Source organism: Clostridium drakei, assembly GCF_000633595.2.
Taxonomy (GTDB): Bacteria; Bacillota; Clostridia; order Clostridiales; family Clostridiaceae; genus Clostridium_AM; species Clostridium_AM drakei.
In genome coordinates this window covers 1-22,249 of record NZ_JIBU02000045.1, presented here as the reverse complement: position 1 = coordinate 22,249, position 22,249 = coordinate 1, and the positions used below count along the sequence as shown (strand labels likewise).

The window sequence follows — 22,249 nt, the reverse complement described above, 5'->3', positions numbered from 1 at the left end:
AATCTAAATTTTCATTTGTTCTAAATTCCAATTATCTCTTTTAACTTCTTCACATTGTTACGACTTATAGGTATTTCTGATCTATTATTATCATCCATTACTAACTTATAAGTACCATTAAACCAAGAGTATAATTCCTTGATATTGTCCATATTCACTAAATAACTTCTATGAGCTCTAAAAAAATCAGTTTTTCCTTCTATTTGTTGAAGTGTAAAACCAACTAAATATGTACCATCTTTAGCTTTAACATAAGTTTTTTCATCTTTTATGTAACAATAGTATATGTCTTTTATGTTTACTAATACAATTTTTCCGTTTTTTTCACAAGGTATTTTCTTTACAATTCTTTCTTCTTTATCGATTTTATTTATTATATCGTTTATAATATCAGGAAGTTTTTCTTCATCTATAGTTTTATTTTTAAATTTATTTACTAATCTTTTTACAGTAATATCTATCCTTTTCTCATCAAATGGTTTTAAAATATAATCAAGTGCATTTACTTCAAAAGCTTGTACCGCATGTTCCTCATAGGCTGTAACAAAAATTATATATATGTTTTCATTAAATTCTCTAACCTTTCTTGCAAGTTCTATTCCATTTTGGAGCGGCATATTTATATCCATAAAAACAGCCTCAGGCTCTTTATTTTTAATAAGTTCTAGTCCACTAACGCCATCATAACCAATTCCTACTATATCTATTAATTCATGTTGAGATAATATATATTTAAGTTCTTCTGCTGCTGGAATTTCGTCTTCTAACACAACACATTTTATTTTATCCATCGACAGATTTTACCTCCTTTGGTATTAAAAATTGGACTTTAGTACCCTTATCTATGTTTGTATCTATTTTCAAGCCATAATCTTCTCCGTATAATAATTTTAATCTTTCATTTACATTTTTAAGTCCTATGCCTGGCCAATTATTTACAATCTGATTTAATGTTTCTTCATCCATACCAACTCCTGTATCCTCAATTAAAAATATCACTTCTTCACCACAGCAATTAGCTTTAACAAAAACAGATCCTCCTAAAGGCTTAGGCAATATCCCATGTTTAATAGAATTTTCTATTATAGGTTGAAGCATAAATACAGGCATTTTAATATTCATTAGGTTTTCTGGTATATCTATAATGATTTTAAGTCTTTCTCCAAATCTAGCTTTTTCTATAGATAAATAAGATTGTATAAATTCGAGTTCATCTTTCAACGAAACAAAATCTTCTTCTCTTTTAAGAGTTTGTCTAAAATAATTAGACAAATCTATAATCAATTCTTTAGCCTTTAAAGGATTAGTTCTACAAAAAGAGGATATTGTATTTAAAGCATTAAATAAGAAATGTGGCTGTATCTGAGATCTTAAAGCTCTAAATTCAGCAGTAGAAGCCTCTTCTGCTAGCTTATTTACTTTATATAATTCTATTTGAGTAGAAAGTAATTCACTTAATTCTTTAACAAATTTCCATACATATTTGTCATTTTCCTTTCCTAAATCAACTTCTAGCCCTAAAACTCCTTCAAAGCTAGTATTAGATATTAAAAATGGAGCACATACAAAAAATGTAGGTTTATTATTACTTATAAATTTAATTAAACTATAATCTGGAGTTTCATAATATACCTTCAATTTCATTTTCAACTTTTCTTCATCAACACCTCTACCACAATAGCTAAGAAACTCTTTCTTATCTCCTATGAATACTCCTTTAGTATCTGTTGTCTCATATATAATTTTTGATATACTTTTTGCAGTATTTTGATTTAATCCTTGCCTCATGTAATCCATAGTTTTTTTTGCAATTTTTAACACTTTTTGAGTTTGAATAGCTCCAATTCTATTATATTCATCTCTTGCATTCTGTATTATATTTAAGAAAATAATTACTCCTATAGAATTTATCGTTATCATAGGTAAAGCTATAAATTTTACTAAACTTGCCGCATCTGGTAGAGGTCTTGCAAAAATCAGCAGCATTACCATCTGCAGCATCTCAGCTACAATTGCACCTATAAATCCACTTTTTACACTAAAATCACCATTTTTTGAATACTTTCTTGCTAAAGCTCCTGTAATTCCCTCTATTACTGTTGCAATTCCACAAGCTAAAGCAGTATATCCACCCATAAAGTACCTATGTGTACCTGCTATTATACCTACTATTATTCCAATAACTGGCCCACCAACATATCCTGCTACTATTGCTCCTATAGGTCTAGTATTTGCTATGGCATAAGGTTCCAAACTTATTCCTGTATATGTTCCTATTATTGATAATGAACAAAAAAATATAATCATAATTATTTTATCTGTAATCTTGAATTCATCCTTAATCAAATTTTTAAACATATGCAATTGATTATATATATATGCTGCTAGAGCAATCAGTGCCATACGTTCCAATAATTGCACATATATCAATTTTATTCACCTCCTTTTATTTAAGTATATTATTATACTACTTTAAAGGAAGGTATAAATGCAATGCCTAATATTGATCAAATAAAAATGCATTTTAATTTTCAGATTATTCTTTTTTTATCATGTCAAACACCTATCATATTTTACCATACACCTCCTTTTTTTTATCTTTCAACCATATATACATTTTTTTTTCTCCAGAATGTTATATTATTTTCTTGTAATCTTTTATTTTATTGTAAAGGTTTGCAAAAATAATATTATTAATTAAGGGGGGCCTTATACTATGAATTCGATCGTACTTGTTATTATCGGTGCACTTGTATTAATTTTAGCTTACAGATTTTATGGATCATGGATAGCTGCTAAAGTATTAGTTTTAGATGAAACTAGAGAAGTCCCATCTAAAACACATGAAGATGGACGTGATTATGTCCCTACCAATAAGCTAGTGCTTTTTGGTCACCATTTTGCAGCAATTGCTGGAGCTGGACCACTTATTGGACCTGTTCTTGCCGCACAGTTTGGTTATCTTCCTGGAACACTATGGATTCTAATTGGAGGTGCACTTGCTGGTGCTGTACATGATATGGTGCTACTATTTGCATCAGTTAGACACGATGGAGAATCCATTGCTGAAATTGCTAGAACAAATCTTGGAAATCGAATGGGATTTGTTACTTCTATCGCTGTATTATTTATATTAATAATTGCTATGGCTGGTCTTGGACTACCAGTTGTTAACTCGCTTTACAACAGTCCATGGGGTACTTTTACAGTTGGTTTTACTATTCCGGTTGCTTTCTTAGTTGGTTTGTATTTAAAATTTTTAAGACCTGGCAAAATTCTTGAAGCTACAATTATTGGTATGGTTCTTATAATGGTTGGAGTTATTGCAGGTCCATATATTCAACATACTGCCTTAGCACCATATTTAACTTTTAATGCTAAGCAAATGTCTTTAATACTTGCAATATATGGTTTTCTTGCAGCAGCTCTTCCTGTATGGCTTCTATTACTTCCTAGAGATTATCTAAGCACATACATGAAAATTGGTGTTATTGGATTCTTAGTAATAGGTATAATATTTGTTAGACCAACTATCCAAATGCCAGCTGTTACTAACTTTGTAAATGGTGGAGGTCCTGTAGTTCCTGGTAAAGTATTCCCATTCTTATTTATTACAATAGCCTGTGGTGCTTTATCTGGATTCCACGCATTAATAAGTACAGGTACAACCCCTAAGCTTATAGCTAATGAGCGTGACATTCTTCCTATAGGTTTTGGCGCTATGCTTTTTGAATCCTTTATAGCTTTAATGGCACTAATTGCAGCAACTTGCCTGCCAACAGCTGATTATTTTGCTATAAACTCAGCACCAGCAGCATTTGCTAAACTTCATATGATACCTAAAGAACTTCCAATGCTTTCACAAATGGTTGGTGAAAACTTAGCTGGAAGAACAGGCGGATCTGTATCTTTAGCAGTTGGTATGTCTTACGTATTTTACAAACTTCCAGGACTTGAGAGCTTAATGTCTTACTGGTATCATTTCTGTATAATGTTTGAAGCATTGTTCATATTAACTACTATAGATTCTGGTACAAGAATAGGAAGATATCTACTTCAAGACTTATGTGCTAAGTTCTATAAACCTTTTGGAAACAAAGAATCTTGGTTTAATCTTGTATTCTTTAGTGCTTTAATCTCGTTTAGTTGGGGATATCTGTTATTCACAGGTAATGTAAATACAATATGGCCTTTGTTCGGTATTGCTAATCAATTGTTATCGGCTATAGCCTTCGCTATAGGTACTACAATAATTATAAAGAAAGGCAAACCAATGTATGCCTTAATTACATTTATACCAATGATATGTATAACTGTAATAACAATAACTGCTTGCATAGAAAATGTATTAATTAATTATATACCTCAGGGTAAAACATTATTAGCTTGTATGTCTGTCATACTTATAGTACTTGTATTAATTATATTATTTGAAAGTGCTAAAGTATGGATTAAAGATTTGAAGAAAATAAAATCATCTGAAAGCACTACAGCTTAATAAAAAAGCAATCCACATTGTGAGCAATTAATTATTCACAATGTGGATTATTTTTTATCTTTGTCCTTTTTCGTATGGTGCCCCATCTGCAGCTGGTGCTGTGGTTTTTCCTACAAACCCTGCAAGTGCAAGCATTGTTAATATATAAGGTATCATTGAATAAATTTCTGTTGGTATATTTAGCGAAAGGCTTTGAGCATTTATTTCTAAAGCATTACCAAAAGCAAATAGTAAACATGCCCACATAGTTCCTTTTGGCTTCCAGTTACCAAATATCATAGCTGCTAGTGCTATGAATCCACGTCCTGCCACCATTCCTTCTTTATAAACTGGAGTCATACCTATTGATAAAGCAGCTCCTCCTATACCCGCAAGTATTCCTGAAAGTATTACACAAGAATATCTAATTTTATAAACATTTATACCTAATGTATCTGCTGCACTTGGATGTTCTCCTACTGCTCTTATTCTAAGTCCTATAGGAGTTTTAAACAATACAAAGTTTGCTACAAATACAAGTACTATGGCAAGTACTACAAACCAGTTTAATCCTGCCAAAAATGGCCCTATTACAGGAATCTCCTTTACAGCTGCCGGTATTGCATAAGGAAGTCCTGTTACTATATCTGTTTGACCACCTTTTTTAAATATTTTAAATATAAGAAAACTAGCAAAAGCTGTTGAAAATAAATTTATAGCAGTACCTGATATTATTTGATCTGCTTTTAAAGTTATACTTAGAAAAGCATGTATCAAAGCTAAAAGTCCACCTGCTATTGCTGCAAATAAAATTCCCATTATAGGACTTCCCGTAACATAAGAACCAAAAACTGCGAAGAAAGCACCTATTGTCATCATACCATCAAGTCCTATATTTACAACTCCTGATTTTTCTGAAAATACACCTCCAAGGCCTGCAAATATTAAAGGTGTTGCCATTCTTAGGGTAGATGCCAGTATTATTATAATAAGTGTTACCTTATCCATTTGCAATTACCCCCTTTCTTCTCTTTCTATTCTCTAAGTATTTAACTATGTAGTCTGTGGCTACAAATATAATTACAATTGATTGAATCAAATAAACTATTTCCTTTGGTATTGAATTCAATTGAAGTATTCTTGAACTGCTGTTTAATGCTCCAAATAATATAGCCGCTGGTATACATCCTATTGGATTACTCTTCGCTAAAAGAGCAACTGCCATACCATCAAATCCATATCCAATGTTAGCCATTAAATCTGTTGCATTATACATGACTCCTGCCAAGTGACAAGCTCCACCAATACCTGCAATAGCTCCTGATAAAACCATTGCTAGTACTGCATTCTTTGCTACATTTATCCCACCATATTCTGCTCCTAATGGGTTTAAACCTACTGCCCTTATCTCGTATCCTATAGTTGTTTTCCAAAGTAACCAATATATAAAAACAGCACATATAAGCGCAAATATAAGTCCTATATTTGCTCTACTACTTCCAGTAAACTTTAAAAGTTGAGCACTTGCTTGTATAGTTGGTGTAGATGCTTTTGATGCAACACCAATAGGAGTCCTAAGCACTATAATATTAACTACATTTAAAGCTATGTAATTCATCATTATCGTATTTATAACTTCACTAGTTCCATACTTAGCTCTTAGGTAACCTGGTATTGCTCCCCAGATTCCTCCTCCTATAATACCTGAAAGTATTATTAGAGGTACATGTACCCATGGACTTAATCCAGGTATTAAACCTACTATGGCAGCTGCTATAAGTCCCATTGTAAATTGTCCTTCAACTCCTATATTAAATAGTCCACATTTAAAAGCAATAGCATTTGCTACTCCTGTAAATATTAAAGGTGTTACAAAAACCATTGTTTCTAAAGTTTTAGCAGTATCTCCAAAACTTCCATTTATTATAGTTCCAATTAAATCTGTTAGTGCAGTAAAGTAATCTCCTATTCCATATCCTTTTGACCACATTACAAAAAATACTGCTACAAAAAATGAAACAATTATTGAAAATAAAGGAAATGCTAAACTTTTTATAACATTTATCACTGCCTGTTTTATTTTATTATTATTCAACGGTTTTTACCTCCTTTTCCTTATCTAAGGTTCCTCCAGCCATAAGAATTCCTAGTTTCTTTTCATCTGCATCTTTTCTATCTAATATATCAACTATATTTCCATCATACATAACAGCTATTTTATCTGATAAAGCTAATATTTCATCTAACTCAAGTGATATCAAAAGTACAGCTTTTCCCTTATCTCTTTCCTGTACCAATCTTTTGTGTATATATTCTATAGCTCCTACATCTATGCCTCTTGTTGGCTGAGATGCAATTAAAAGTTCCGGGTCCTTTGCTATTTCTCTTGCTGCTATAAGCTTTTGTTGGTTTCCTCCAGAGAGCGATGCTGCTGTAACTTCTTCATTTGGAGTTCTTACATCAAATTCTTCTATAATGTTTTTACAATACTTACGTATTTCATTGTAATTCATTACTATACCCTTACTAAAAGGTTTTTTATGATAAGTACCAAGTACGGCATTTTCAAATAAAGAGTATTGTAGTATAAGTCCTCTTTTTTGCCTATCTTCTGGAATATGTCCTACACCAGAGTCTGCAATTTTTCTTGGAGATTTACCAGATATATCTATTCCATTCAATGTTATATTTCCTGACTCTGGTTTTCTAAGTCCAGTTAGAACTTCTACAAGCTCCGTTTGACCATTTCCATCTACTCCTGCTATACCAACTATTTCTCCTGCTCTAACCGTTAAACTTACACCCTTTACTGCCATTATACCTCTATGGTCCTTTGCTTCTATGTTTTCTATATTTAAAATTTCTTTACCTAATTTTGCTTCATTTTTATTAACAACCAAAGTTACTTTTCTACCTACCATAAGTTCTGCTAACTGATCTATATTAGTTTCCTTAGTGTTAACTGTTCCTGTAACTTTTCCTCTTCTTATTATAGTTACTCTGTCACTCATTTTCATAACTTCTTTTAATTTGTGAGTTATAAGTATTACCGATTTTCCTTCTGCTTTAAGATTATCTATAATAACGCCCAATTCTTCTATTTCCTGTGGAGTAAGCACTGCAGTAGGTTCATCCAATATTAAAACATCCGCTCCTCTGTATAAAGCCTTTAATATTTCCACCTTTTGCTGTTGACCTACAGAAATATCTTCTATAATATCCTTTGGATTTATATTGAAGCCATATTTATCTGCAATTTCTTTTACATCTTTACAAGCTTTAGTTATATCTATTTTTAAGCCTTTTTTAGGTTCTATACCTAAAACAATATTTTCAGCTATTGTAAAATTGCTAACCAACATAAAATGTTGATGCACCATTCCTATACCTAACTTTATAGCATCATTGGGATTTGTAATTTTTACCTCTTTGCCATTTACACGTATTTCACCCTTTTCTGGTTGATACAAACCATAAAGTATGTTCATAAGTGTGGTTTTTCCTGCTCCATTTTCCCCCAATAATACATGTGTTTCTCCCTGCAGCAATTCAAAATTTACATTATCATTTGCAATAGTTCCTGGAAAAACTTTGGTTATCCCAACCATTTCAATTACTTTTTCCATTAATTTTTCTGGTTACCAACCCTAATAACATTGTAACCAGTGCCCTCCCTTCAATTAAAAGATATTTTAATTTTTCATAAATTATATTTTTTAAATTGATTCTACAATACCTTTCATAAGTTTTACAAACTTTTCTCTTGTAATTTCTGAGGTTTCCATTACTTCTTTATGATTTAGTGGCTGCTTTAGTATTCCTGCAGCCATATTAGTAATACAAGAAACTCCTATAACTTTTATACCACTATGATTAGCTATTATTACTTCAGGCACTGTAGACATTCCAACAGCATCTCCACCTAAAACTCGTATCATATTAATTTCAGCTGGTGTTTCATAAGTTGGTCCACTCATGCAAGCATACACACCTTCTTGAAGTGGTACATTAAGTTGTTCAGATATCTTCTTTACTTTTTCTCTTAGTTCTTTATTATATGCTTCTGACATATCAGGAAATCTAGTTCCAAAGCTATCTAAATTTTTCCCAATTAAAGGATTGTTCCCTGATAGATTAATATGATCCTTTATAAGCATTAAGTCTCCAGGCTTATAATTCACATTTACGGCTCCTGCAGCATTAGTAACTATTAATTTTTCAATTCCTAAAAGCTTCATAACACGAATAGGAAATGTAACTTCTTGCATTGCATATCCTTCATAATAATGGAATCTTCCTTGCATCGCTATAACTGTCTTTCCTTTTAAATTTCCTACAACTAATCGACCAGCATGTCCTTGAACAGTTGAAATAGGAAAATTAGGAATCTCACTGTATGGATAGTATTCTGCATTTTCTATTTCATCTGCTAAAGCACCAAGACCAGAACCTAAAATAAGCGCTATTTCTGGTTTATGCTTTGTTTTTTCCAGTATATACTTTGATGCTTCTTTTATGTTTTCTTCCAAAGTCATATTGTACTATACCTCCTAAACTCTATTTGATTTAAAAATTATTTTTAAAAAATTATATCTTTATCTATATATTAAAAATATAAATTTTAAAATTTACACAATAAAGAGTAACCGCTTCCACATAAAAATTCTCTAAAATTTATTATATCAAATTTTTTTAATTACTTGTAAAATACTTTTTAATAATTTACTTTTTTATGAATCTTTCTGATCCTTTTAGAACTAATTTAGGCGCAATTGTAATCTTTTTCACTTTAAAATGTTCTATATTTTTTATATTTTCCATAAGAATTTTCATAGCTGTACTGCCTAATTCTGTTGTAGGCCCATCAACAAAACTGATATTCATTCCCAAGGAATTTAAAATATCAATTCTATCAAATCCAATTAAGGCCATATCTTTCGGTATTTTTAATCCTTCTTCAGTAAGTGCTTTTATACATCCAATAGTCATTTTATTACTGCTAATAAACACTGCTGTTGGTCTATCCTGCATTAACAACATTTTTTTTGTAAGTTCATAAGCTAATTTTTCCCCATAATCACCTTTAAATACGTATTTTTCATTAAAAGGTATATTATTTAGAGCTAAAGCTTTTTTATATCCTATCAGTCTATTTTGTGCTGCGTCAGAATTCATTCTTCCTGTAATTATCGCAATTTTTTTATGTCCAGCTTTTATTAAAGCCTCCGTAGATTCATATGCACCTTTAATATTATCCACAAATGCTCCACTAAAATCAGCATATTTTACATGTCCATCTGCTAATACTATAGGTATACCTAGCTGCTCAATAGTAATTAAATATTCACTATTAAAATCATCTTCAACAGAAGTTGGTGCAATTATTATTCCTTGTATTCTTTGCTCTTTAAGTACTTTTAATGCCTTTACTTCTTTTTCTATATCATTATCAGTATTACATAGTATTATATTTTGATTATACTCAACTGCAACTTCGCTAATACCCTTTATAACTTCACCATAAAACTGGTTATTTATTTCAGGTATCACTACTCCTATAGTATTAGTTTTATTCTTAGATAAACTCCTAGCTATTGCGCTAGGAGTATAATTCAATTCATTTATTGCACTTAAAACTTTTCTCTTAGTTTCTTCCTTAACATATCCTGAATTATTCAAAACCCTTGATACTGTCGTTAATGAAACTCCTGACTTTTGTGCAATATCTTTTATTGTTGCTGGCACTTTAATTTCTCCTCATTTCTATAGGATAATTATAAACTTTTTTAATTACCATGAAGTAATTAGTAAGCTTAATTTAAATACATAAAGAAAGTATGTTACCGGTTTCATATATAATATACTACATTTCTGAATATACCTCAATAAAATTTTTATATTGTCTTATTATTCTGTATATTAATTTTTACAAAGCAGCTTTATTTCATCTTTTACAATGCAAAGGAACAGTCACACTAGGAAATGTAACAGTTCCTTAAAATTCACAATATAAAATACTTATTCAAATAAATTCACTAAATTATTAAACAATGATTTATTCTGTTTTATTTTTTCCTCATTACCTATAACACATACATAATTCTTTTTCATTGCACTGGATATCATTTCTCCAAATCCTTTTATATCATCGATTTTAACATTTAGTACTTCTTCTCTTTCCTTTTGTATGTCTTCATATTTAATATGCTTAATATATTGTTCAGCTGCGCGTTCTCCCTTCATAGAAGGAGTTAATGGAAAATCTAAATCTGATATTGTTCCTATGATATATTTTGTCATCTGCCTATCATCTGCATCAAACTTTTTGAAAAACTCTCCTGCATTATCATAAGCATTAATGGTCTCTTTTAAGTTCGGATCCCTATAAGATGTAAAGAACATATTCCCATTTTTCTGAAATGCTGCAAAGCTTCCATAAGCGCCACCTTGAACACGCACTCTATTCCATAAATAATCATAATTTGCTATAGTCTTTAATACTAATAGGCCTCCTGTATATGAATATCCAAGTTTTATAAAATTATAAGCCTTAGCTACATACTGAACTTTTCCAGAAGTCATCAAACCTTCATTTTCAGGTGCAAATTCAAATTTATATTCAACTTTTGTTATTCTACTGTCTCCAATTTCGTGGCAAACTAAAGGAAGCTCCTTTGCGAAAGTTTCATAATCTTTTTCATCTGCAGTAACATTAACTATTAAATTATTTTTATTAAAAATAGTTTCAGCAACCTCTTTTAAATTATTACTGATTTCTTCAGCTTTTTCATCAAAATTTTTCTCCAAATCAGCTATAAATTTATAAAATGATAAACCGCTTATTATATCATCATATTTACCCATAGGTGAAAAATAGGAAAATAAATGACTTGCTGATACAATATGACCTTTTTCAAACATTATCATCTCTAAACGTGATTTTGTTTCTTGAATTATCTCTTTAATACGTTTATAGTCATCATACTTAGTATAACCTATTATTTCTCCAAGCAAAGTTATTAGCTTAGATATATTACCTGTTAGCACCTTAGATTTTACAACAAACTTAGGATAAAATTTATCACAGTCTCCTTTTTCAGCATAAGTTTCTGCTGCATACCTTATACCACCAGTATAAATATTAATTTCTTTTACTAAATCTTCATACTGATATTTTTCAGTACTTAATTTTCCTATTACAGTACTTAATATTGATACATAAGGCAGCATTTCTTCCTTAACACCTTCTGTATCAAAATACATATTCATATATATTATGCCATTAGTAAACTCAGGATGATAAAGTACTTTGACTCCATTTTCTTCTTTTTCAATTAAACTAATTTTTTTAGCTTTTAAATCAATATCTTCTATTGAAAGAAGTGGTATTTTCTTTAAGTTCTCTGGAGAATCTTGAGCTACTTGCCTTTCCTTTAATGCGTTAGTATTATTAATAAGTTCTTCTATTTCTTTATCTGAAAGCCTTTCTTTGTACTCCTTTAATCTTTTTTTTATTGCTGCTTCCTTCTCTTCTTCTAATCCTTTAGCTGGCTTTACAATTAAAATAGAACCGTGATTATTTTTCAATATATACTTTTCTATAATATCTTCAAAATATCTTGTTTGTAACGATGTTTTTATTTTATTCAAAGTATCTTCATATGCTAAGTGAATCCATGGTTTTTCATCATATAGCCAGCTGTCCATAGCCTTCATGCTGTATATAAGTCCTTTAGGATATCCTTGATAGTCAGCCTCTCTAAGTTGAAACTCTTTTATATTTATAGATGCTTCTATAAGCTTTTTATCTATTCCATCCTTTACAAGCTTAGATAAAGTATCTCTAACTATATTTACAAACTTTTCTTTTTGATCTTCATTAGAATTTTTAACAATTATACTAAACATAGGTTGAAGAATGCCACCTTCAAAAGAACCAAAAACATCTTTTCCTATTTTAGCATCAATCAATGCCTTTTTTAATGGTGCAGAAGGTGTTTCTAAAAGTAAATGTTCTAGTATATCAAAAGCAAGATATATTTCAGTGTTTGTAGCATTTCCAACAGAGAAATTCATACTCAAAAATGTCTTATCTTCTTCTTTTTCAGTGCTGGATATAGGATATTTTATAGTATTTTCATGAATCTTTTCAAAAGGCTTTTGAAATAATAACTCTGAGTCTACATTTTCCTTTGTGAAATCCTTAAGATATTCTTCATTTAAAAACTTTAACTTTTCAATAATGTCCATGTCACCATATAAATAAATATAACTATTAGACGGATGATAATACTTTTTATGAAAAGCTAAAAATTGTTCCTGTGTTAAATTAGGTATAAAATCTGGATCTCCTCCTGATTCAACTCCATATTGTGTGTCAGGAAATAAGTACTCAGAAATTTTTCTAAACAATATAGATTCAGGTGATGAGAACGCACCCTTCATTTCATTATATACAACACCCTTATATGAAATTTCTGCATCCTTGTTCTCTAGCTCATAATGCCATCCTTCTTGCATCATAATTTCCTTGTATTTATATATGTTAGGATAAAAAACTGCATCTAAATAAACATTCATTAAGTTCAAGAAATCTTTATTGTTTCTGCTAGCTACAGGATACATAGTTTTATCTGGGAATGTAAATGCATTTAAAAAAGTGTTCATAGAACCTTTGATTAATTCTACAAAAGGCTCCTTTAAAGGAAACTTTCTTGAACCACATAATACAGAATGTTCTAATATATGCGGAACTCCTGTGCTATCCTTTGGAGGCGTTCTAAAACTTATAGAAAAAACTTTGTTGTCATCCTCATTTTTTAAGTAAAATAATCTAGCTCCACTTTTTTCATGTTCAAATAAGATTCCTGTAGAGTTAATTTCATTAATATCCTTCTTCTCTACTAATTTAAATCCTTCATAAACTTTACCTATTTCTAATTCCATATTTTCTGTTCTCCTTTCGAGTTTACTCTATTTCAATCCATTTTTTTAATTTATCATAGCTCCTTTTTCCTTCCTCATATCCTTGCTCATATAAATAATTCAATTTATTCTTATCTCTTTCTACTCTTCTTACCTCTAACTTTTCAGTTGGTCTAATTACAAAAACTTTGCCTTCTTTTTCAAGCTCCTCTATATATTTTATCGTTTCATTATATATTTTATAACGATTTAGCAGAGCTTTTATTAATCCTATGTGTTTAGGATATGCAATTTTTAATAAGCGTTTAAATTTAAAAGGTTTTTTTTCATATCCTTTGTTTCTAGTTAAAATTATTACATTTTTTGAATTACCATCCTGCATAGACTTCTTTATTGGTATTGGATCTGATATGCCACCATCTAGTAATTGCAAATCCTCATAATTAACTATAGAATTTAGCAAAGGTAAGCTGCTAGATGCTCTTATTACTTTTAGTACCTGATCTTTACACTGATTTTTTTCAAAATACACAGGTTTACCTGAATTACAATCTGTAGCACCTATAACAAATTTTTCTTTAGCGTTATAAAAAGTATCAAAATCGAAGATTTCTAAATTATTGGGGATTTCCTTAAATATAAAATCCATCCCAAATAATTCCTTTTCTAGTAACAATCTTCTATAGCTTAAATATCTTTTATCATTAACATAGTTTATGTTTATTATTTTATTTCTTCCCTTTTGTTTAGAAATATATGAGGCTGCATTACAAGCTCCCATTGAAACCCCTATAACATATGGAAAATATAGATTTTTATCCATAAAAAAATCTAATATGCCAGAGGTATAAACTCCTCTCATTCCACCACCTTCAAGAACTAAACCTAGGTTTTTCATGGCATTTCACATCCTTAATTTCACAATCAAAATTTATACTATTTAATGTAATTTATTATATCATATAATTTATGTGCATTTCACATTATATCTAAAAAGCTGATTACATTAAGCAATCAGCTTTTCTAATAAAACGTGGCTAATATTTTTATAATGATAGTATAAATTTCACTATTGAATATACTCCATAATATAAAGCTCTATCATCCGCATCAAAATTACTAGAATGTAATGCTTTACTTCCTTGTTTTTCATTACATATACCTAACCTAAAGTGTATAGAAGGAACTTTTTCTGCAAAGTACGAAAAATCTTCTGCTGCAAAACTTTTCTCAAGTGGAAGTATATTATCTTTTCCTAAAGTATCCTTGGCACTTTCTATGAACTTATCTGTAAAGTCTTTATCATTTATCAATGGCGGATATCCATCTTGATATTTTATAGATACATCACAATTATATTTTTCTCCACAAAGCTTAGACAAATCCTCTATATCCCTCTTAACACTTTCTCTAATTTTTTTGTTAAAGGTTCTTACTGTACCCGATATTTCAGCATTATCAGCAATTACATTAGGTGCATCACCTGCATTCATTGAAGCAAATGTAATTACAAATGGATCTAATGGATTATTTTTTAAGCGTACCTTATTATTTACAGTTTGTATAAGATCTAATGCTGGATATATTGGATTATTACATAAATGAGGCATAGCAGCATGACCTCCTTTTCCATGAAAGGTTATGAAAAAGTCGTCCACTGAAGCCATAGAAGGTCCTGATATAACCTCTATTTTTCCAACTTCTAAATTAGGCCACACATGAAGTCCTATTATGTATTTAACCTTTGGATGTTCAAGTACGCCTTCTTTAATCATTGGAGCTGCTCCTCCTGTGCCTTCTTCACCAGGTTGAAATATAAATTTAACACATTTGTTATACCCTAACTTCTTCAAAATTAGAGCGCATCCTAAAACTACAGCCATATGATAATCATGACCACACGCATGCGATACCCCATTTACAGGTAGAGCATCCATATCAGCCCTTATAGCAATAGCTTCTTCACCTTCATTTAAATTTCCCACTATTCCTGTATTAAATAAAACTTTAGTGTTTATATCTAGCTTCTCCAAAAAATTCTTTACTATGTTACTAGTTTTATATTCTTCAAAGGACAATTCTGCATTTTCATTAAGCTTTTTTCTTATATCTATTATTTCATTCATATTCTCTTCTATTAGTTTTTTTAAGTCCATTATATTTTCATCTCCTTCATATAAAAATAACTCTACCATTCTAAGGCAGAGTTATTTTTACACTATTTAAGCTTAATTAACAATTGTCCTGATTCAACCTGTTTGCCTTGGCTAACAAATATACTTTCAACTGTTCCTGAAGTTGTAGCTACAATATTAGTTTCCATTTTCATAGCTTCAATTACAACTAAACTTCCACCTTCTTTTACTGCATCTCCTTCTTTTACAAGTACTTTTACTATATTTCCTGGAATACTTGCTCCTATTTCTTTTTCATTATCAGGATCTGCCATAGCTATTGATTCACCAGCACTTTCAATTCTGCTGCTGCTAACCTTATCTTTGATTTTTACTTCTCTTCTATTTCCGTTTATCTCAAATACCACTATTCTGTTTCCACGTGAATCAATTTTTCCTATTTCAAGAAGTTGAACAATTAGCACTTTTCCTTCAGCTATTTCCACTTCACAAGTCTCACCTTCTCTTAATCCATGGAAAAATATGTCACTTCCCATACGGCTTAAATCGCCATATTCCTTTACATATTTTAAATAGCCTTCAAATACATCAGGATACATTGCATAACTTAGTGCATCTTTGTCTGTTGGTTCCATTTTGAACTTTTCTTTTAAATTAACTTTTATTTTTCCAAAATCTTCTGGAGGCAACATTTCTCCTGGTCTACATACTATAGGTTCTTCTCCCTTTAATACTACTTTTTGTAGCTCTTCAGGGAATCCTCCCATAGGCTGACCCATCATACCTTTGAAAAATGCTACTGAAGAGTCAGGGAAAGTCATATTTTTTGCCTTATCCAATATAGTTTCAGGTGTTATATCATTTCTAACCATAAATATAGCTAAATCACCAACCATCTTAGATGATGGAGTAACCTTTACTATATCTCCTACCATGTGGTTTACTTTTCTGTACATTTCTTTTACTTCATCAAATCTATGACCAAGTCCAAAGCTTTCCACTTGTGGTTTTAAATTAGAATATTGACCTCCTGGTATTTCATATTTGTATATTTCTGCTGTTCCAGTTTTTAAGCCTGATTCAAATTGCTGATATACAGGTCTTACTGCAGCCCAGTAATCTGACAACTTTTGTAGACCATCCAAATCTATACCTGTATCTCTTTCAGTATTCTTAAGTGCTGCTACTACTGAGTTTAACGCTGGTTGACTTGTAAGTCCTGACATACTGTTAAGCGCAGTATCTACAATATCAATTCCAGCATGTGCTGCCATAAGAACTGTTGCTACACCATTACCTGTAGTATCATGAGTATGAAGATGTATAGGTATGGATATCTCATTTTTTAATGCTCTTATAAGCTTAAGTGCTGCATATGGTTTTAAAAGTGCTGACATATCCTTTATTCCAAGAATATGAGCTCCTGTTTTCTCTATTTCCTTTGCCAAGTTAATATAATATTGTAAAGTATATTTATCTCTATCTGAATCTAAAATATCTCCTGTATAACACATACAAGCTTCTGCAACTTTTCCTTGCTTTAATGTTTCATCTATAGCTACTTCCATTCCTTTTAGCCAGTTAAGAGAATCAAATATTCTAAATACATCAATACCTGATTGTGCTGATTCTTTTATAAATTCTCTTATAACATTGTCTGGATAATTTTTATAGCCTACTGCATTAGCACCTCTAATAAGCATTTGGAATAATACATTAGGTACTTTTTTTCTTAATTGCACCAATCTATCCCATGGTGATTCTTTTAAAAATCTGTAAGCGACATCAAATGTAGCTCCTCCCCACATTTCCATTGAGAATAAATCTTTTCCAATTACAGATTCGGCTTTTGCTATCTTCACCATATCTTTTGTTCTCATTCTTGTAGCCATAAGTGATTGATGAGCATCTCTCATTGTAGTATCTGTTAAAAGTAACTTATTTTGATTTTTAATCCAATCAACTAATCCTTCTGGACCTTTTTCATCTAATATTTGCTTTGTACCTACTAAAGGCTCTTCTATTTTAACTTTTGGAACTACAGGAACATCAAACTCTGTTTTCTGACCATGAGTTTCATTAACAACCTTATCTCCAATAAATTTTAATATTCTTAATTCCTCATCTGGACTTGATGATATATCAAATAATTCTGGATGATTAGCTATAAAATTAGTATCACATTTTCCTTCTGCAAATTGTTCATGATTAAGAACATTTATTAAGAAATCTACATTTGTTTTCACTCCTGAAATAGTAGTTTCTTTTACTGCACGTATTGATTTTCTTATTGCATCATTAAAAGTTCTTGACCATGATGTAGTTTTAACTAAAAGACTATCATAATAAGGACTTATAACAGCACCAGTGAATCCATTACCACCATCAAGTCTTATTCCAAAACCAGAACCTGTTCTGTATACATCAATTTTTCCTGTATCTGGTGCAAAATTATTAGAAGGATCTTCAGTGGTTATTCTGCATTGAATAGCACAACCTCTTGGTTTTATATCATCTTGAGAAGCTATTCCCACTTCCTTGCTTCCTAATTCATAACCCTCTGCTATTAAAATTTGACTTTGTACAATATCTATTCCTGTAACCATTTCAGTTACAGTATGTTCAACTTGTATTCTAGGGTTCATTTCTATAAAATAATGATTTCCATTTTTATCTACTAAGAATTCTAATGTTCCTGCACTTCTATATCCTACAGACTTTGCAATTTTCAATGCATCTTGACATATAATATTTCTTTTTTCTTCTGAAAGTGCTATTGCCGGAGTAAATTCTATAACTTTTTGATGTCTTCTTTGTATAGAACAATCTCTTTCATACAAATGCACTATATTACCATGTTTGTCTCCAATTACTTGTACTTCTATATGTTTTGGATTTTGAACATACTTTTCAATAAATATGTCATCTATACCAAAAGCTTTTTTAGCTTCATTTTTACAACTCTTATAAGATTCTATAAGATCTTTTTCATCCAGTACTATTCTCATACCTCTTCCGCCGCCACCAGCAGCTGCTTTTAACATAACTGGATATCCACATGCTCTTGCAAATTCTACAGCATCTTCTTCAGATTCAATAGGTTTTTGAACTCCAGGAATAGTTGCTACTCCCGCGTTTTTAGCTGCTATTTTGGATTTGATCTTATCTCCAAGACTTTCCATCATTTCTGCTGTTGGTCCTATAAACTCTATTCCAGCTTCTTCACATTTTCTTGCAAATTCAGCATTTTCAGATAAGAAACCATATCCAGGATGTATAGCGTCAACACCCTTTTTAAGTGCAAGGTTTATTATTTCATCAATATTTAAGTATGCTTCTACAGGCCCCTTATTTTTTCCGATTAAGTACGCTTCATCTGCTTTTGTTCTAAATAGAGAGCGCTTATCTTCATCAGAATATATTGCTACTGTTCTTATACCTAGTTCTTGACATGCCCTAAAGATTCTTATTGCAATTTCACCTCTATTTGCTACAAGAACTCTTTTAAATTTCTTAACCAAATCATTCAGCCCCTTTTTAATAAAAATCGTAATTACTTGAATATTTATTAATAATTTCTTATAAATTTTAACAACATAATATTATTATATATAAGTATTAAAATTATTTCAATTGCATTGTAAAAAAAAATTACTTGCATTTTCTAGTAAAAACTTTTAGTATGAAACTATATATGAATAAAGTACTTATTTTGGCATTCAAATTTCAAATTATTTTACCATTTTTTTATAAAAATAATTATTACAACTTTTTATTTATATAAAAACATTGTAATTTATTATATAACCATACAATATATACTTTGTTTTATATATAGTATATCACATATACCCAATAAAGTATAGTCTATATATTTTATTTTCGCGATTAATACTACTCAATACAAAAAAATTATATAAATATTTAAACGATTGCATATTAATAACTGATACACTACTTAATGTATATTACATTCCAAAACTACACAAAAAATAATAAATATGTATTAACTACAGCTATTTAATGCATAAATATACAGTTCAATTACTAAACTTACATTTTTAAGTATACAAAAAAGATTTACTTAAGTTTAGTTAACTTGAGTAAATCTCCCTGTTTTCATCCATTATTCTTATAATTTAACACTATCTCTCGCCAAGTTTTAAATTAGGTATGGCATTTAAATTTAACGGAGCTACATTTCCTTTAATATATTCAAAATAAGCAGCACTTCCTATCATAGCTGCATTATCAGTACACAATATAAATTCAGGAAATAGAACTTTTATATTTTTACTATTACCTTCCTTTATCAAAGTATCTCTAAGGCAGGTATTAGCTGCAACTCCTCCTGCCACCGCAATTTTATCTACATCCTTCAACTTACAAGCTTTCATTGTATTGTCCACCAAAAAACTTACCACTGCCTTTTGAAAAGACGCCGCTACATCTGCTCTATTTATTTCTTGTTTTTTCATTTCCATTTGATTTAAATAATTAAGTACTGCTGACTTAAGCCCACTAAATGAAAAGTCTAAAGATTCACCATCTTGAAACCTCGCTCTTGGAAATTTTATAGCTTCTGGATTTCCCTCCTTTGATATTTTATCTATTTTAGGTCCTCCTGGATATCCAAGTCCTATAGCTCTAGCAACCTTATCATATGCTTCACCTGCTGCATCATCTCTTGTCTGTCCCATAACTTCAAACTCTCCATAATCCTTCATATACACTATAAATGTATGTCCTCCTGATACAACTAAACATACAAATGGAGGTTTTAAATCCTCATATTGTATAAAATTAGCACTTATATGTCCTTCAATATGATTTACACCTATCAATGGTTTTCCTATAGCATATGCTAATCCTTTCGCATACTGAAGCCCTACTAGCAATGCTCCTACTAATCCCGGTCCATAAGTAACCCCTACAGCATCTATATCCTGTAAAGTAACACCAGCCTCATCTAACGCCTCCTGAACTACTACAGCTATTGCCTCCACATGTTTTCTTGAAGCTACTTCTGGCACAACTCCACCAAACTTAGTATGTATATCTATTTGAGATGCTATAATGTTTGATAAAACTTTTCTACCATTAACTACTACCGCTGCCGAAGTTTCATCACAACTACTTTCTATAGCAAGTATTTTTATATCTTTATCCATAACCTCACCTCACTCATTTTCCCATAGTTTCTTTTAAATACCTTAACAAACATCAACAATAATTATACTTTATTGAGAATTTATAATCAATATTAACAAATTTCTAATAGGATTCAGGTGAATAATGTATAATGAAATCTTTAAGACTATAAGTATTTGTTCTTTAATATGAAACTGTTTTGTTTATTGTGTATAAAATAGTTGTATAAATTATACATAATAACTTATTTCATTATGCTATATGTAATTCAAAATTGTAAATTTACTTTTTTAAAAACCAAAAATACTCAAATTTGAGACATGCGCTCAAAAGAAAGCACAGAATCTAATAGCTCAACAGCGTAACAATTTTATATTCACAGAATATATTGGTATTAGTACTAATTCTCATTTTAAACTCCTATGACTTGAATCGCAATGAACTTTATTTGAATTAGTATTTCAAATTATATTAGGTTTAAATTAAACATAATATTGCTTATATCTGCTATTAACCAAAACCATTATATAAAGCAGTTATGTCAATGCCTTGTGTTAATAATTGAGTAGCTTTTAACACTGATATAATTGTCTTTGTTATCCTCAATTCTCAAGGAGATATACCAAATATTAATCCCAGTATAATTTGATAATAATCCATTAAATTTGAGAAAAACCACATGTTTTAAGTTGAAAAAACTTCCTGATTTATTTTAGCAATTGACAGCATGAGAATCGTTTAATATTTTATAAAAATTGAAGCATGTAAGAAAGGAAGTACTTTTATGGCCACATCTATTATAATTTTTCCAACTGATAGTGTTTATATTTCACAATTTTATCAAAATACAAACTTCGGGGCCAGCAATCAATTGTTTACAGGACAATATCTTGTAACTGTTAAAAATCACTGTAAGCTAGACGCTTATAGAACGCTACTAAAATTTCATATCGATTTATCTTGCTCAAGTACAATATGTAGTGCTATTCTCTACCTTTTTATTAACAGAAAAGATAAACCTGATAATGAGTTTTCACCCCAAAAAGTAACAATATTTGAAAATGAAGATGACTTTAACCAATCAACTGTTACCTGGAATACGGCACCAAGTACTAGCATTACCCCTTATTTCTTTAATGTAATTGATTGCGATGTGGGAAGTTATATACCTATTGATATAACAGGTTTAGTCCAGAGCTGGAGCAATATGTGTAATGAAAATTTTGGTGTTACACTTATAGGAAATGAATGTAAGTCAGATATAATCATTGGGTACGAAGGTATGAATAATCTCAATCCACCATATTTGCTCGTAAAATATAGCTCATGTGCAGGAGCTACAGGGCCTACTGGTGCGATTGGTCCAACTGGTCAAGCTGGAGCGACTGGTGCGACTGGTGCAATTGGTCCAACCGGTCCAGCTGGAGGAGCTACAGGACCGACTGGTGTAATTGGTACAACTGGAGTCTCAGGACCGACTGGTCCAACTGGAGTTACAGGACCTACTGGTGTAATTGGTACAACTGGAGTCTCAGGACCGACTGGTCCAACTGGAGTTACA

Annotated in this window: 14 protein-coding genes; 2 read left to right on the top strand and 12 right to left on the bottom strand. The window is 30.6% G+C overall.

Translation table 11 applies throughout. The features are described from left to right. Positions 1-20: 20 nt before the first annotated feature. The gene (locus EG57_RS0219530; protein ID WP_032078815.1) at positions 21-791 is read right to left on the bottom strand and encodes a LytR/AlgR family response regulator transcription factor; all 771 of its coding nucleotides are present in this window, start codon (positions 789-791) and stop codon (positions 21-23) included. After that, entirely contained in the window at positions 784-2,430 is a 1,647-nt protein-coding gene (locus EG57_RS0219525; protein WP_032078814.1) for a LytS/YhcK type 5TM receptor domain-containing protein, read from the bottom strand. Before EG57_RS0219525 ends, EG57_RS0219530 begins: the two co-directional genes overlap by 8 nt. 286 nt (positions 2,431-2,716) lie before the next feature. Here EG57_RS0219525 and EG57_RS0219520 point away from each other — a divergent pair, with 286 nt between their 5' ends. Next, positions 2,717-4,498 (top strand): carbon starvation CstA family protein, encoded by a 1,782-nt coding sequence (locus tag EG57_RS0219520; RefSeq protein WP_029162933.1) that lies wholly within the window; start codon positions 2,717-2,719, stop codon positions 4,496-4,498. A 54-nt stretch (positions 4,499-4,552) separates the two neighbouring features. Here the strand turns inward: EG57_RS0219520 and EG57_RS0219515 are convergent, their stop codons facing one another. From EG57_RS0219515 to tsaD, 10 genes are all read right to left on the bottom strand, one after another. After that, the gene (locus EG57_RS0219515) at positions 4,553-5,485 is read right to left on the bottom strand and encodes an ABC transporter permease (protein WP_032078813.1); all 933 of its coding nucleotides are present in this window, start codon (positions 5,483-5,485) and stop codon (positions 4,553-4,555) included. Beyond that, positions 5,478-6,572, bottom strand: a complete 1,095-nt coding sequence (locus EG57_RS0219510; RefSeq protein WP_032078812.1) for an ABC transporter permease — start codon at positions 6,570-6,572, stop codon at positions 5,478-5,480. Before EG57_RS0219510 ends, EG57_RS0219515 begins: the two co-directional genes overlap by 8 nt. Beyond that, positions 6,565-8,103 carry an ABC transporter ATP-binding protein gene (locus tag EG57_RS0219505; RefSeq protein ID WP_032078811.1) on the bottom strand — a complete coding sequence of 513 codons (1,539 nt, stop codon included), beginning with the start codon at positions 8,101-8,103 and terminating at the stop codon, positions 6,565-6,567. Before EG57_RS0219505 ends, EG57_RS0219510 begins: the two co-directional genes overlap by 8 nt. A 90-nt stretch (positions 8,104-8,193) precedes the next feature. Further along, a complete protein-coding gene (locus EG57_RS0219500; RefSeq protein WP_032078810.1) occupies positions 8,194-9,012 on the bottom strand; it encodes a purine-nucleoside phosphorylase in 819 nt (272 codons plus the stop codon). A 187-nt stretch (positions 9,013-9,199) separates the two neighbouring features. Continuing rightward, the gene (locus tag EG57_RS0219495) at positions 9,200-10,222 is read right to left on the bottom strand and encodes a LacI family DNA-binding transcriptional regulator (RefSeq protein ID WP_032078809.1); all 1,023 of its coding nucleotides are present in this window, start codon (positions 10,220-10,222) and stop codon (positions 9,200-9,202) included. Between the two features lie 273 nt (positions 10,223-10,495). Beyond that, complete coding sequence (locus EG57_RS0219490; protein ID WP_032078808.1) at positions 10,496-13,423, bottom strand: insulinase family protein; 2,928 nt, start codon at positions 13,421-13,423, stop codon at positions 10,496-10,498. Between the two features lie 22 nt (positions 13,424-13,445). Then, on the bottom strand, positions 13,446-14,300 hold the full coding sequence (locus tag EG57_RS0219485) for a patatin-like phospholipase family protein (RefSeq protein ID WP_032078807.1): 855 nt from the start codon (positions 14,298-14,300) through the stop codon (positions 13,446-13,448). 148 nt (positions 14,301-14,448) lie between these two features. Further along, entirely contained in the window at positions 14,449-15,558 is a 1,110-nt protein-coding gene (locus EG57_RS0219480; protein WP_032078806.1) for a M20 metallopeptidase family protein, read from the bottom strand. Between the two features lie 62 nt (positions 15,559-15,620). Beyond that, positions 15,621-19,058, bottom strand: coding sequence for a pyruvate carboxylase (locus EG57_RS0219475; RefSeq protein WP_032078805.1), 3,438 nt, complete (start codon positions 19,056-19,058; stop codon positions 15,621-15,623). A gap of 624 nt (positions 19,059-19,682) precedes the next feature. Continuing rightward, complete coding sequence (gene tsaD, locus EG57_RS0219470) at positions 19,683-20,708, bottom strand: tRNA (adenosine(37)-N6)-threonylcarbamoyltransferase complex transferase subunit TsaD (RefSeq protein WP_032078804.1); 1,026 nt, start codon at positions 20,706-20,708, stop codon at positions 19,683-19,685. A 764-nt stretch (positions 20,709-21,472) separates the two neighbouring features. Here tsaD and EG57_RS26325 point away from each other — a divergent pair. Continuing rightward, positions 21,473-22,249, top strand: a 777-nt coding sequence (locus EG57_RS26325) for a DNRLRE domain-containing protein (RefSeq protein ID WP_032078897.1), incomplete at its 3' end; no start/stop codon positions are given.

Coding starts and splice junctions, on each gene's coding strand:
- EG57_RS0219505 (WP_032078811.1), bottom strand. CDS start 8,103: ATGGAAAAAGTAATTGAAATGGTTGGGATAACCAAAGTTTTTCCAGGA.
- EG57_RS0219485 (WP_032078807.1), bottom strand. CDS start 14,300: ATGAAAAACCTAGGTTTAGTTCTTGAAGGTGGTGGAATGAGAGGAGTT.
- EG57_RS0219480 (WP_032078806.1), bottom strand. CDS start 15,558: ATGGACTTAAAAAAACTAATAGAAGAGAATATGAATGAAATAATAGAT.
- EG57_RS0219530 (WP_032078815.1), bottom strand. CDS start 791: ATGGATAAAATAAAATGTGTTGTGTTAGAAGACGAAATTCCAGCAGCA.
- tsaD (WP_032078804.1), bottom strand. CDS start 20,708: ATGGATAAAGATATAAAAATACTTGCTATAGAAAGTAGTTGTGATGAA.
- EG57_RS0219515 (WP_032078813.1), bottom strand. CDS start 5,485: ATGGATAAGGTAACACTTATTATAATAATACTGGCATCTACCCTAAGA.
- EG57_RS0219520 (WP_029162933.1), top strand. CDS start 2,717: ATGAATTCGATCGTACTTGTTATTATCGGTGCACTTGTATTAATTTTA.
- EG57_RS0219500 (WP_032078810.1), bottom strand. CDS start 9,012: ATGACTTTGGAAGAAAACATAAAAGAAGCATCAAAGTATATACTGGAA.
- EG57_RS0219490 (WP_032078808.1), bottom strand. CDS start 13,423: ATGGAATTAGAAATAGGTAAAGTTTATGAAGGATTTAAATTAGTAGAG.